13 protein-coding genes are annotated in these 13,183 nt (G+C 45.3%); 7 read left to right on the top strand and 6 right to left on the bottom strand.

Features of this window, described 5'->3' with window-relative positions:
- The 4 genes from GF401_01585 to GF401_01570 all read left to right on the top strand — a co-directional run.
- A partial coding sequence (locus GF401_01585; protein ID MBD3343736.1) for a hypothetical protein occupies window positions 1–1,074 on the top strand: 1,074 nt, incomplete at its 5' end.
- A 9-nt stretch (window positions 1,075–1,083) separates the two neighbouring features.
- Entirely contained in the window at window positions 1,084–2,229 is a 1,146-nt protein-coding gene (locus GF401_01580) for a glycosyltransferase (GenBank protein MBD3343735.1), read from the top strand.
- A gap of 22 nt (window positions 2,230–2,251) precedes the next feature.
- On the top strand, window positions 2,252–3,565 hold the full coding sequence (locus tag GF401_01575; protein MBD3343734.1) for a hypothetical protein: 1,314 nt from the start codon (window positions 2,252–2,254) through the stop codon (window positions 3,563–3,565).
- Window positions 3,566–3,571: 6 nt separating this feature from the next.
- Complete coding sequence (locus tag GF401_01570) at window positions 3,572–4,729, top strand: glycosyltransferase (GenBank protein ID MBD3343733.1); 1,158 nt, start codon at window positions 3,572–3,574, stop codon at window positions 4,727–4,729.
- Between the two features lie 57 nt (window positions 4,730–4,786).
- Here GF401_01570 and GF401_01565 read toward each other — a convergent pair whose 3' ends face one another.
- The 4 genes from GF401_01565 to GF401_01550 all read right to left on the bottom strand — a co-directional run bounded on the left by GF401_01565 (window position 4,787) and on the right by GF401_01550 (window position 9,140).
- Window positions 4,787–5,890, bottom strand: coding sequence for a radical SAM protein (locus GF401_01565; GenBank protein MBD3343732.1), 1,104 nt, complete (start codon window positions 5,888–5,890; stop codon window positions 4,787–4,789).
- Between the two features lie 6 nt (window positions 5,891–5,896).
- Window positions 5,897–6,865 (bottom strand): GNAT family N-acetyltransferase, encoded by a 969-nt coding sequence (locus tag GF401_01560; GenBank protein MBD3343731.1) that lies wholly within the window; start codon window positions 6,863–6,865, stop codon window positions 5,897–5,899.
- Window positions 6,866–6,990: 125 nt separating this feature from the next.
- A complete protein-coding gene (locus GF401_01555) occupies window positions 6,991–8,001 on the bottom strand; it encodes a radical SAM protein (GenBank protein ID MBD3343730.1) in 1,011 nt (336 codons plus the stop codon).
- Window positions 7,998–9,140 (bottom strand): hypothetical protein, encoded by a 1,143-nt coding sequence (locus GF401_01550; GenBank protein ID MBD3343729.1) that lies wholly within the window; start codon window positions 9,138–9,140, stop codon window positions 7,998–8,000. The genes GF401_01555 and GF401_01550 overlap by 4 nt, the downstream gene beginning before the upstream one ends.
- A gap of 199 nt (window positions 9,141–9,339) precedes the next feature.
- On the opposite strand from GF401_01550, the gene GF401_01545 reads away from it, so the two are divergent.
- The 3 genes from GF401_01545 (at window position 9,340) to GF401_01535 (ending at window position 10,618) form a co-directional block, all read left to right on the top strand.
- The gene (locus GF401_01545; GenBank protein ID MBD3343728.1) at window positions 9,340–10,110 is read left to right on the top strand and encodes a methyltransferase domain-containing protein; all 771 of its coding nucleotides are present in this window, start codon (window positions 9,340–9,342) and stop codon (window positions 10,108–10,110) included.
- Between the two features lie 74 nt (window positions 10,111–10,184).
- Window positions 10,185–10,397: a type II toxin-antitoxin system HicB family antitoxin gene (locus tag GF401_01540; protein ID MBD3343727.1), complete on the top strand. Its 213-nt coding sequence runs from the start codon at window positions 10,185–10,187 to the stop codon at window positions 10,395–10,397.
- Window positions 10,394–10,618, top strand: coding sequence for an addiction module toxin, HicA family (locus tag GF401_01535; protein MBD3343726.1), 225 nt, complete (start codon window positions 10,394–10,396; stop codon window positions 10,616–10,618). Before GF401_01540 ends, GF401_01535 begins: the two co-directional genes overlap by 4 nt.
- A 21-nt stretch (window positions 10,619–10,639) precedes the next feature.
- On the opposite strand, the gene GF401_01530 is transcribed toward GF401_01535, so the two are convergent.
- Together GF401_01530 and GF401_01525 are read right to left on the bottom strand one after the other, a co-directional pair.
- A complete protein-coding gene (locus tag GF401_01530) occupies window positions 10,640–11,929 on the bottom strand; it encodes an HD domain-containing protein (GenBank protein ID MBD3343725.1) in 1,290 nt (429 codons plus the stop codon).
- Between the two features lie 105 nt (window positions 11,930–12,034).
- A complete protein-coding gene (locus GF401_01525; GenBank protein ID MBD3343724.1) occupies window positions 12,035–13,093 on the bottom strand; it encodes a site-specific DNA-methyltransferase in 1,059 nt (352 codons plus the stop codon).
- Between the last annotated feature and the right edge of the window lie 90 nt (window positions 13,094–13,183).

Genomic DNA, 13,183 nt, shown 5'->3' with positions numbered 1-13,183 from the left:
CATAAAGCTCGTCTGGGTAGTCCGGAGCATTTCAGGGTAGCCATGGAAGATTCCGAAGGGGACTTGTGGTTCCCAACCTTCGGTTTCGGGATTCATCATTATGATTACAGCGAAGACGAATGGAAAATGATTAAGCACGGATCCGGCATTACTACGGCAATCGCTCAAGATTCGTCGGGATATATATGGTATGGCAATAACTATGCCCGAGAGCATGGTTTTACAGGCTGCCTCTTTTGCTATGATCCGGAAGAAGATAAATTTGTAGAATACCTGACTGAAGGCAAAAGCTATTTCGACAATATTTATTCAATCAACGTTGATTCGAAGGGAACCGTATTGGTTGGTGGATTAGGAGGGGGATTTGTGGCATTCACTCATAACGGTTCTCCAATGGATGGGCCTGCTGCAATTACTTACCTGAAAAATGACTTTCAAAGTATGGGGACAGTATATGATATGATTTCAACAGGAACCGGTACCACCTGGCTTGCCACCGGGGAGGGGCTCCATCGCTTCAACGGCGAAACAAATTCATTAGAGAAGTTTGAAGGTATGTCAATGGAGTTGAAAGCTGTTGATATGGAGCAGGACAGCGTTTTATATCTGGGTTCCCGGGATGGTGTTATCAAGTATAATCTGTATGACAGTTCAGCTACCACCCATCTTACGGTTTCAGACGGCCTTATTTCCAATAGTGTTAATGATGTATGCGTTGATCGGCATAACGGCTGTCTCTGGATCGCGACCACGGAAGGGCTTTCCCGCTACGATCTGGGACATAGCTTTGATAAGGTTAAGACTAATGAAAAAATTACTGCCTATCCCAATCCCTTCAAAATTTCAGATCCCGATCATGATGAGGTTATTTTTGAAAACCTCGCCCCTGATACCCGCCTTCTATTATACGATATAAACGGGAAGGTTATTTCGGAAGCTGTTCCTGAAAATAAAACCCAGTACGAATGGAACTTCAGCCTGAACCCGCCGGAAAATGTTGCGCCGGGAACATACTATTTTGTAGCTCATCACAATGGAAAAAGCGATCTTGGCAAACTGCTTATTTTACCCTAAGACCGATGCATGAATAATGAAATCATAGCGATCCCTCATTTCTCAGATCCCTGTCACTTCCCTCATATCGCCCGTTTTGCATCGACACTCAAGGATGTCAAAAAAAATGCCTGGGCAATCGGTTACCGGGGAGCGTTTACCAGTACAAATCTTCATAATGATGTGTTCTTCAGAGTCGATACCTTTTCCATTCCACCATTTTTAAATAGGGGCCCTCTCTGTTTTGCCTGGTTTATGTTGAAAGTATTTCTGATACTCCTGAAGAAAAAACCCTCCCTGCTGCATCCCATTGATGCCCCCGCTCTATTGCCTTGCTGTATCCACGCTATAATGCGCAAAATCCCTCTGGTCTATTTTTCTCTGGAAGATATTCCTCATATGACAACCCTTAATAACCGTCCTGTAGCAAAATGGATCTGGACAAATATCGAACGGTTCGGCATTCGCAGAGCACTTAAGGTGGCGGTGGTTGCGGAAATCGACGCCCGGTCATTTAAAAAAAGATATCCCTTCATACCCGAGCCGTTTGTTGTCAGAAATGTTCCGGAACTAAGGCCGCTGCGGAGTAAAAAAGAGCTGATTCTGCGCAAACGGTTCCAATGGACAGAAAGAGAATTTGTTTGTGTCTATCACGGAGTTGTCGATAAAGGCAGAGGGATAGAAAATGTTTATCCCTTTATAAAAAGTAACCCTTCCTCGCGACTTGCTGTTGCCGGTTATGGGCCCGAACTCGATACTTTGAAAGCCGAGAGCGAGGCGATGGGAATTACGGCTCAGATCGGATGGTTCGGTCCCTATCACTATGATGACCTTCCATTGTTACTCCAGGATGCAGATATCGGGATTGCGCTTTTCAATAATATCAGTCCAGGCATATACCAGGCGCTTCCCTGCAAATTGTTTGAATATATTCACGCAGGAATACCGGTTGTAGCAAGTAATTTCCCTGAAATGAAAAAGTACATTAACACATCAGGCGTTGGAGTGACGGTGGATTCCGGTAACAATGCAGCAATATATGAAGTGCTATCGTGCATAATGAATAATCGGGATAGCTATAAAAATTATAAGAATGCATGCTTGCGTGAGCGCACAAAAACCAATTGGCAACAGGAATCCGAGATTTATCGCCGATTTGTTTCATTAGGAGATTGAATTCAAACGATAATGCTGAACCATGCCTGAACTGACTAAAAAGGGTATTCTCCTGCAACTTATTCTCTATGGCTTTTCCATGGCCCTGAGTGTTGGTGGACGTTTTGTATCATTGGCGCTATTGTGGAGGAGCATGGCAACTCTGGAGCAACAGCAATGGTACGCCCTCTTGACAATACCTGTAGCACTTATCAATATCGTTGCCAATTTCGGGCTGGAAAACGGAGCTGTCAGGTTTTTCCATCAGGATAAAAGCTTTCTGAGATTTTCAATGAGAATGCTGATTATCAGCGCGCTCTTTTTTGTTGCCCCTGTAACTCTTACCGTTGGTCTTTGGTGGCAGATCCGTTATTTCTCATGGGTAGGCTATGGAGCATGCCTTTTTGCCGGTGCAACCGCATTGTTTCAGGTTACAGGCGCCTTTTTCCGCTCGGATTTAAAAGTTGGAGTATATACATTCCTTAATTTTATACGCAATGCATCGATTGTGGTGGTCGTCGTTCTGCTTTTTGTGCTGGATTATCTTTCATTGAGCACCTGGTTTATCTCCCAGGCGATTGTAGTGATGGTTATTGTAGTGTTCATGTTCCGGAAGATCGTTTCCACAACCGAAAAAGTACCGCTGGATGAAGAACGGAAAAAGGCGTATCGGTCCTATGTGATTCCCATTTTTCTGGGATATCTTGTTCTCTGGTTCGATACGCTCTGGGATAAGGGGTTTCTCAATTATTTTCATCCAGAGGATCTTCCTTATTTTCAACTTATCGAAGATTACGCTTCGTTTTTGATGGTATTCACACTTCTGATCAGCAAAGCATGGCCTTCCATCTATTTTCACCTGTCAAAGAATGGTGTGATTTCGGGCACAATCGACAGAAACCTGCTTATTGCTCAGGGGGCATGCGGTATCGGACTTATTGTAATGTATTCTCTATCACCGATTGCGCTCAGGCTGCTCAAAGGAGCGCATTTGCCGGAGCAGTACCTTACTTCGGTGGCAATTGTTCTGGCGGTCCATCTGTTTGGAGTTCTTCTTGCCATAATCCGTCCGATTCTCGAATTAAAAAACGATACGAAATACATGTTGATCGCTTTTACGGCTGGTATTATTCTCAGTTTAATTTTCAATGCAATGCTGGTTCCACCGCTGGGAATCCTGGGAGCAGCACTGGCAGGACTGTTTTCCTTTGGTGCTATTTACTGGGCCGTTTTGCTGAGGGTCAAGGAGTTTAAAGATAGAAAACAGGTTCTTGTCAACAGCGCGGTTATGCAGATCGTATTTGGCGGTCTGGCTGTGGCGGTAACCTTTGCACTTCGATTTGCAATGAAGGTATAATTGATAATGCCTCCTTCTCAAAAAAAACCCACTATATTGTTTGTCAACTATGTGCCCTTTGGTGACGGCTGCGCGGTTGTGTTACATCGAACCACACGGTACCTGAAAAGCAAGGGGTATGCAATTACTGTTGTTACTCCTCCCAACGAATGGCTGGAGGTGAAGGCGAAGGAGGACGGCATGACCTTACTGCATGTCGATATCCCCCTTTTGATCAAATTCAAGGGTCCAGGAGGCTACTACTGCTATTTTGTCAGGCTTTGCAAAGCTGTCGCAGCTTTGAGAAAAATCATCATTTCGGGAAAATATGATATTATTCATTGCAATGCACTTCCCAATTTCGCTCCCCCCTTCGCCGCAGTAATCTGCCGAAAACCGCTGGTATGGCATATTCATGAACTGGTTTTGCAAATACCCTTTGTCTATCAACTCTTCCGGAGATTGCCTCCTCTTTTTGCCGGGGTCATTATATGTCCAAGTAAAGCGGTACAGCACCGGTTTCACCCAAAAAAAACCATTGTGATTCCCAACACGATTCCGGATGAATGGTTTGATATTGCACAAGAAAGTATGCTTCGTACAAAAATAAGGCGCGATTTCGGAATCGGCTCAAAGGATAAGGTGGTTTTGTGGGTAGGAGGAATAGCACCCCGGAAAGGGCTTGATAAACTGCTGAAATGTTTTGTTGATTATAAGCGCATCAACGGAGACATAACTATCATGGTGGTGGGACCTGTTTTTGAAAAATATCGTGATCATTATGAAGCCCTGCGCGGTTTCTCCGAGACATTGCCGGTCAGGGTTATTTTTACCGGTCCGGTGCATGATCCCCGCCCATTTTATCTGACTGCTGATTGTGTGACACAAACATCACTGCTTCCCGAAGCCTTTGGATTGACTGTTTTAGAGGCGATGAGTTGCGGGAAACCGGTTGTCTGTTCCGGGGGAGGAGGCACCGCAGAATTTGTGGAGCATGACATTACCGCGCTCGTTATTGATCCTTCAAATATACAAGACCTGCGAAATGCAGTTCTCTCCATATGTTTCGATTCAAATAAAGCACAAAGATTGGGAATGTCGGCGCGGGAGAGGGCAAAGAATTATCGAGCCTCGAATATCCTTCCCCAATTAGAAAAAGAATATGCACGCGTCATGAATGCGTAAATCGGCATTTTTTACCGCAAAAACAGACATAACTTAAATAAACAGGCCGGGAAAAATTCACCGGAAATCATAGACCGTCCGGTTGCTGCACACAAGACCCCAGGCATCTGCACAGAGACGGCAACGACCGGGTAATTCCTTGCCCGACCGATGCATGGCTCGGAATTTTTTGAATGCCTTGCCGTTCCAGACCGACAAAATATCATCCTTCATGATATTGCCGAAAATGAGTGGCCTGGTCTGCTGTGTCTCCCCGAAAAGCTCGAAAGGAGTACTCACCGACAGATAATCGCAAGGGGCAACATTTCCGGCGATGTCGATAAACAGCAAATTCCACTGTGTGCATCCTTTTAGCGTAGGGTGGGTTGCCGGAAGGGTTATGCTCTGACCGTTGTCCTTTGCCTTTTCGACTGCCAGAGAAAAGAGCGTGTCGAGTTCAGGATTTGAATCCGGTGTGTAGAGATACCGGTCCCGAAGCGCGGGGGTAAAAGACATGAGATTGGTAACGTAAACATCTTTGATACCTAAATCATTAACGAAATCGAGATAATCGATGAATTCGTGGCGGTTGCTTTTGTGAAGCACGAAAACCGTGCCGATCGAAGCATTCAGATTAAGGCCAACAAGCGTCTTGATTGTCTCGACTGTTTTTTCGAAAACTGCTCCGGTCTTGAAACTCTCCACTGTTTCTCTGGTAATCCCGTCGAGGGAAACCGAAATTTCCGGAATGGGGTGTTTTGGCAGTTCATCGAATATCCGCTGGGTGAACGAGTTGCCGTTTGTCATGATCGGGAATTCGATAGCCGGATTGATCGAAACAATGTGGTCCATCATCCTGAAAATATCTTTATGCAAAAGCGCTTCAAACCCTGAGAAATAAAATGAATGAGCATGCCTGATCAGGTGTTTGATTTTATCTGCCCGGGCAACAAATTCGTCGTACGGTAATATCTTGATAACACCATCGCCGATTTCTTTGCCGAAATTATTTAAAAAGCAATGTTCACATTTCAAGTTACAGGCAGATACGGCTTGAAGGAGTATGCTTCGAGGGTATCCATGGACTCTTTGCAGAATCCGTTGCTGCAATTTATTAAGTGTTCTGCGGGGGCCGTAATGTGCTATTCGCTTGAAAAAAGTGCTTTTCTTCTGTGGTGACATAGAATATTAAAAAACTCTGCGATAATAAGTGTTTCGTCTGCAGCCGGTCGCTCCCATTGACTCCTTGAACTGAATCAACGACCATGACGGCTCCATGGGGTCGGGATTGAATGTGTCGGCAGATACGCCGTAGTCCATATATCTGAATCCGTTTTCTTTGCACCATCTGATAGAATTTTCCACCAGATAATTGACTGCAAAGAGGTTGTGATATTCGTAGAGATGCATGGTATAGAAATTGAGATTACACTGTTTGTTTGCGGCAAAGAGCAGTTCGCCCGCCACCGGCTGACCTTCGTAGTAAGCCATAAAAAGGGTCATCATTCCCGGCAAAAACTCTTCAATTTTTTTCAGTTCGTCGATTGAATGGGTCGGCCGGGCATCGAATTTTTCTTTGTTTTTTGATAATATGGGATAAAAAACATCAAAATCATTTTTTTGAACGATAGTGATACCCTTGTTAATCGCCTTGTTGATTTTATGGCGGGTATTTTTCGACAGGCTCTCTTTACCGGTGATATGGGAAAAATCGATTATTGAAGAATAGAGAGAACTGATAAGTATAAAATGGTTGTAGTGCATCGCATATTCGACAGATTCGTTGAAAAGATCGCAATAGATCTGCATGGGCGGTGTAAGATAGATTTCTTTGATCATCTGTGACGAGCAGTACCGGATGAGTGCTTTGACAATCTCATCGGCGTCTTCAATACCAAAATGCTTATTGACTACAAACCCGCCGAAGCTGGCGCCCATAGGGCTCTTGAACATGTCCCCGACTTTCCCGCCGGGTAAAACCGCAATAAGCTCACCCTTTTTATAGAACATCAGATGAAGAAAATTGAATCGACCTTCAGGATGGTATGCTAAGAAGTCCTGGCGATGGAAAATTGTGCCGTTATTGGAGTTTTCCACGAATTCGTTCCAGGTATCATACTGCTCGCTCGAATAGGGGACAACCTCGATTGTATTCATGATTTCTCGCTTTTAATTAACACATCGTAAAAAATCGAACGCTGATGACGCTGGTGAAGCTGGTTTGCGCAGATTAAAATTTATTTGCCTACTTATTAAAATACAACAATGCGAATCAAGGAATCTCATGAATAGATATCATAGCCCAGATGATTTTTCATTTGATGCAGCTTATTTGCCGGAAGGGCGATAGATTTCAGGAGAATTTTGCGCCAACCGATTTTTCGACAAAACTCTCTATATGAGGTATTGCGCCAGTCTAAGTCTTCGCGCCATACACACTGCGGTGAAATGTAGCGATAGGCAAACTGAAGCATTGCACTCTGAGGATTATTATCCGACGGCGATGGGTCGTATCTGTTGGCAAGGAGCGTAATATTTCTCTTGCGGCATTCTTCGGCAAGGGAATCGATAATCGATTGATATTCTCCGGCAAAATGCGAGAGATCGCTTGCGGCGTAGGCGGTAGTGCCGAGGTCCACCATGGGTCGTATTTGAAGAACATCGACGGCATATCGGCCGAATTCCTCAAAAAAATCGGCAAGCTCGGGTAAATTGTCGGGATTGACCGTGTAATTTATTCTTATTCCCGGATGTATTCCCGGTCTCTTTTTTGATTCATCAATCGCCGCAAGGATTTCATGAAACTTTTCAAACGATGCGTTGACCATAAACCGCTCATAGGTCTGCTTTTTAACGCCGTGCATAGAAAGGGTGATCTCATCGATGCCGATCTCGAAAAGTTCCCGAACTTTCGGTTGAGTCAATAGTTGTCCATTGGTAGTAAAACCGATATGGGGGACTCCATACTGTTTTGCCATGCGGAGAATGGATAGATAATCTTTGTACACGGTCGGCTCTGCGCCGCACCCGACAACACACTGATACGCCAGGGGAAAAAACATGCCACCGATTCTTTTAATATCATCGGAGCTGAATCTCGGTTTTTTGCTTGCTATGAATTCAGGATCGCTGAAAGGACACATGAGGCACCTGAGATTGCAGGCGATAATCGGATCGAAACGGATAAAGAGATGCCTGAATCGAAAAATATCTGCAAGCAGCAGGGCGATCAGCTTTATCCTGTGCGATTTAATGATCCTGTTCAGTTTTATTAATTGATAGATCTGTTTCATACCATTTCTTCGCTGCGTTCGGATCCTTTCGACTTAAGGAATAACAACAGTATTGCCGTACCTAATGTGGTGCCTATGGTTAAAGCAATTGTTCCGTTTCGTGGAACCACCGGATATCGAGCAATCGAATGGTGCAGACTGTTGAGAAAGGCCATCACAAGAAGTATCCCCCTTACGGCCGGAGTAAAAAATGGCTCATTTTGAATGATACGGGCCATCAACAGATAAAAGACCGCAAATGCCGGTGCGACCAATCGCTCATTATCGCCCCCAAAGAGCGAACTTATGAATACGAGTAGTGCAAACACAATCATATATTTATTATTTCTGATAAATGCTTTTGTCTGATCACCAAACACAATCGGTACGAGTGAAAAGGGAGCGAAGGCGTTGATCAGGATTCTGAACCATGTGTTGAAAGAGTATATTTTCGGGACATGCTCGAAAAAGGCGGTGAAATAATAGGTCAGGCCCTTATCTGCCGGAGAAGAAATCGCAATCCGCAATGCTATAAATAATAGAAGGGCCGGGACTGTCGCAATTATAAACGGAACGGTCTTTTGTTTCAGCTCCCCTTTTTCTGCAAAAAATACAAGCCCCACCGGGATAAACAATAAAAACAATTCCCGGGCAAATGCTGAAACAGCAGCAGCAATCGCAAAAGCAGCAAAATTTCCTTTCGAAAGCGACCAGAACATTACTAGAAGAAGAATTAACGAGATGGTATCGTTGATCTGATAGGGGTCCCAGACGTTGAATCCGTAAATGTAGGTGTTGCAGAGAAAGAAGAGCGTTGTCGGAAATGCAACAGAATTCCGGATGCTGTGGGTTTTTAAAAAATAAAAAAGGAGTACCGGCAGGATGAGAGCGCAGAAAATCGCCAGACCATAAAAGGCGGTGTCTGTCGGAAAAGGCAACGCTCCCACCAGAAAGGGGCCCAGAATTCGATAGCTGAAAGGTTCGGGTACCTGGGAAGGAAGATCGGGAGCATTACGGGCGATTTGCCGGTAGTAATGTAAATCCCATTCTGAATAACGGGAATCACCCGGATCGATTCTTCCGTAAAGAAAGATCATGACACTGGAAAGGAGAAGGATTGCTCCTGAAAGCAGGTGTGTTTTTTTTGTTGCCGGATTCATGGACGGATAGTGCTGCAATAGCTTTCGATTAAATTTCGGCAGAGTTTATCTTTAATACATCGGCTTTGACTGCATAATGAATGTGGTGTGCCGTTGTTGTTGTGTCTTGGTGGCGGAACCGCCGAGTTACTGTTTAAAATAGTTAGTATCATGAAAAATTGTCGACCTTTGTCATTGATATGCACAGGTAGTATCACTAATGAGTAAGTCGCTTCCCGGCAATTATGCCGGATATTATGATAAAGCCGGTTTTATCCCGCAGCAGACCGATAGGCATGAACTCGCTTTTTTCGCATCCCTGGCGCCGGCCGGTCGCCCGCTCGACGTATTGGATCTGGGCTGTGCCGAGGGGGCACTTTCGGTGCTGCTCGCTCAAAAGGGACATGAGGTGACCGCTGCAGATATCTCCCCCTCCCAATTGCAGATGGTTTCTGAGAATGCAGAAACAACAGGTGTAAAAATTTCTACTGCCCTGTGCAATATCGAAAATGACCTTTCCAGTTTAAAGGGGAGGCAATTTGATTTAATTTTCTGCATGGATGTTCTCGAGCATTTGAAAAGCCCTGTGGCCGGACTCGAAAATATACGGTCCCTGCTTTCCGAAAAGGGAACAGCAATCATTCATACCCCTAACAGTTGCGCATTCTGGCAGGTTGTGCGATATGCGATGTTTCGCAAAAAAAGAAAGAATTATTTCGATCCCCGCAATGTGCTGGATTTGCATTTTCAGCTTTACGATGCAGCCACTTTAGAGAAAGCACTTAATTTTGTGGGTTTAAAAGTTGAGCGTTTTGTTTCAACCAGGCTGTCGCTGCCGTTTATTCACCGCTATAAAATATTTGCGCCGGTTTTTCGGGTGTTATCAACGATATTCCCGTTTCTGTCCGATACGCTGCTTGTGGTATGCAGCAAAACAGAACCGATCGATATGGAACGGCAGATTGAGTATTGGGAGAGAAAGTATCATTGAGTCCGGTTTGTCTGCCTTTATGAATTTTCATGAAAATGATATATTTTTTATTATATGAAAGAAGGAGGAATACTATGCGTTTGGAAATAGTTCTTGAGCCCCAGGAAGAAGGCGGTTATACGGTAACCGTTCCTGCTTTGCCGGGTTGTGTAAGCGAAGGCGAGAGCAAAAAGGAAGCGCTGGAGAATAGTAAAGATGCAATTAAGGGTTATCTCAAGTGCTATCACGAGAAAATCAAGCGGGAGAATCCTTCTGCAGAAATTGTCAATATTGCTGTTGCCGTATGAGCAAACTTCCTGCAATAAAACCCCGTTTTGCAATAAGGGCTTTAAAAAAGGCGGGATACAAAATCGACCATCAGACCGGAAGCTATGTAATTCTTGAAAAACCGGGCCACCCATCAATAATTACAGTCCCAATGCATAATATAGACCTGAAAAAAGGGACTTTGAAAGCTATTTTAAAGCAGGCTGGTTTGAGCAATGATGATTTCCTGAATCTGATTTGAGCTTGCCGACCGGCTGATTTGCTATTTTTGCTTTTTTCCCGCTGCAGATAGTGGCATTTCAATAACATCCCGATACATCTTCTGCGATTCTATCTGGACCTCTCGCCGTGCTTCATCGATTTGAGTGCGGTGTTTTTCCAGGAGCGACACAACAAACGGATCGATCGAGCCGTTTGCGGTCATGGTTTTCAGCACGCTGCTTACCTGGTCGGGCGGCATTCCCGGGCGATAGGGGCGGTCTTCGGAAACGGCGGTAAATATATCCGATACGCCCATGATACGCGAGCCCAGAGAGAGGACGTCGCCGGTATGATGGAATGGATAGCCTTTCCCGTTGAGCCGTTCATGATGAAAGGCCCCCCAGGTGTTGATCGTATCGAAATCTTCGAGTGTGTCAAGGATTCGGTAGGTGTAATATGTATGGGCACGCACCACATCGAATTCCTCTTTGTCGAGCTTTCCCGGTTTTTCGAGGATTTCTCTGGGGATTGCGAGTTTGCCGAGGTCGTGAAGATATCCTGCAATCCGCATATACTCGCACTCCCGTTGTGAGAACCCGGCAAATCGGGCCAGTGCAGCCGCTGTTGCGGCAACGCCGGCCGAATGGGTTGCCGTGAATCTACTCCGGAAATCGATGATGCGGGCAAAGAAACGGGCCAGCTCGTTTAATTGCCCTATGCTAAGAGTCAGTGTTTTCATGCGAACTTTCTGACGGAGAATCCGGTACGCTGTCGGTGAAACGGAATCGAGCCAGAAATACTCCTTCTCCGCGGCAGCCAGGAACGCATCGAGTACCTCCGGATGAAACATGCATCCCCGTTGAGCGGATATTTTTTCTTTGATTTCATCGGCCTGCCCTAAAATTCCCCGCTCATAATCGATACAAATTGCAATACGGTCGGCTGCATGAATGATATGGCTCTCGAGCAAGACCGGTTCACCATCATTTTCGCTTCCTGCTCCTTTGTTCCAGCAGCAGTGATGACGCCGTACTATATCGGCAATCCTCCGCAACGGCTCAAACAGCCGCAGCAGCGTATAACCCACCTCAGCATGTTCGCTTACATCACCGATATCAAAGGACATGGTTTCCAGACGCTCGCTCAGGGACAGCGCTCCCATATCGTGTACGGCCCCGGCAAGCACCAGATCTTTCCGCCGTTCATCATCGAGCCCCATCTCCGCACCAATTACCGATGCAATATAGGCGACCTGCTTATGATGATTTACCAGTGCCGGGCAGACCAGATCGGCTGCATCGGAGAGGCATATTGCCAGATCGAAAAGGGTGAGGTGAGGTTCTTTGATCACTTTTTTTCCTGACAGATAAAACCATTAAATCTGCTGAATTGGCAGAATATGATTATACCATTATTGTGGGGAATTTTGCAGGGATTAATACCATCAAGAATTACTTCAATCAGCTTTCATCTCACCCAGATTTTCATATTCAGTGATAATTGTACCTTTACGATCTTTCCTCATATCACTGACTCTCTTAAGGCAAAGCTGCACCTCCTGCCTGGTCATCACCGGAAATCCATGCGGAATATTTTTATATTTCAATCCCTTCTGTTGCGAGAGGCGATTGTCAACGAATTTCCGGTGTTTTATTATCCGTTGCGCCAGCAAAGAGTTTGCGATTTTCTGTGAATTATACGTCTGATCGAGAACAACTCGGGAAAAGGCTTTGTCTATTTCGACTCCAATGCTGTTTCTTGCGCAGGCAAGCGCTGCGAGCATGGTTGTGCCGGTTCCCAGAAAAGGATCTAATACCGTATCGCCGTAGAGCGAATACATATTGATCAGCCGGTATGCCAGTTCAAGCGGATAGGCCCCGCTTCGCTCGCGTAAATCGCTATGGACAAGCCTTTGTGTCGTGCCTTTGAAATCCCAGACATCCGAAAACCAGGTATTGCGCTCTTCCCGGAAAAAAGCGCTTTCCATACGGCGCTGCTTAGACTCTTCGGATTTGAATATCTTTTTCGCTCCTTTACGGAAAATGAGAATGTATTCGTGTTCCAGAGTGACATATGCCCCCGAGGGAAGCATGCCCGAACCCATGAATTTGTTGGGAGCATTGGTCTGCTTTCGCCAGAGTATTACCGGAAGGCAATCGAATCCGAGATTGCGGAATGAGGTTATTATTCTCGAATGGTTCGAGTAGAGTTTGAACCTGCCGCCAATTGTCCGGACAGCATCACCGATATTAACGCAGGCAAAGGAGCCGTCTTTAAGTACCCGATACGCCTCTTTCCATGTTTTGTCAAGCTCTTTGTGCATGGTTTCAAAGGCCAGATCACCGTTTTCTTTTTCTAACGCCTTTTTCGTGTCGCTGGAGAGTGCGGAAAAGATCTCATCCCACATCCGGATCATTGGATAAGGGGGTGAAGTGACAACAAGGTCGATGCTGTTGTCGGGTATAGAGTCCAATTTGCGGGAGTCCGCTGTAATGATTTTATGCGTTGTTTGCATCCGCCGACTTTTCCATTTTTTCGTGAATTGACGTTACTTTGCGCAACCGGGCCGGTTTATAAATATTACCTTTGTATCGGATGTCTTCCT

This window comes from Chitinivibrionales bacterium (assembly GCA_014728215.1).
GTDB lineage: Bacteria > Fibrobacterota > Chitinivibrionia > Chitinivibrionales > WJKA01 > WJKA01.
The sequence above is the reverse complement of the archived record's forward strand: the minus strand, read 5'-3'. Positions and strand labels throughout refer to the sequence as shown.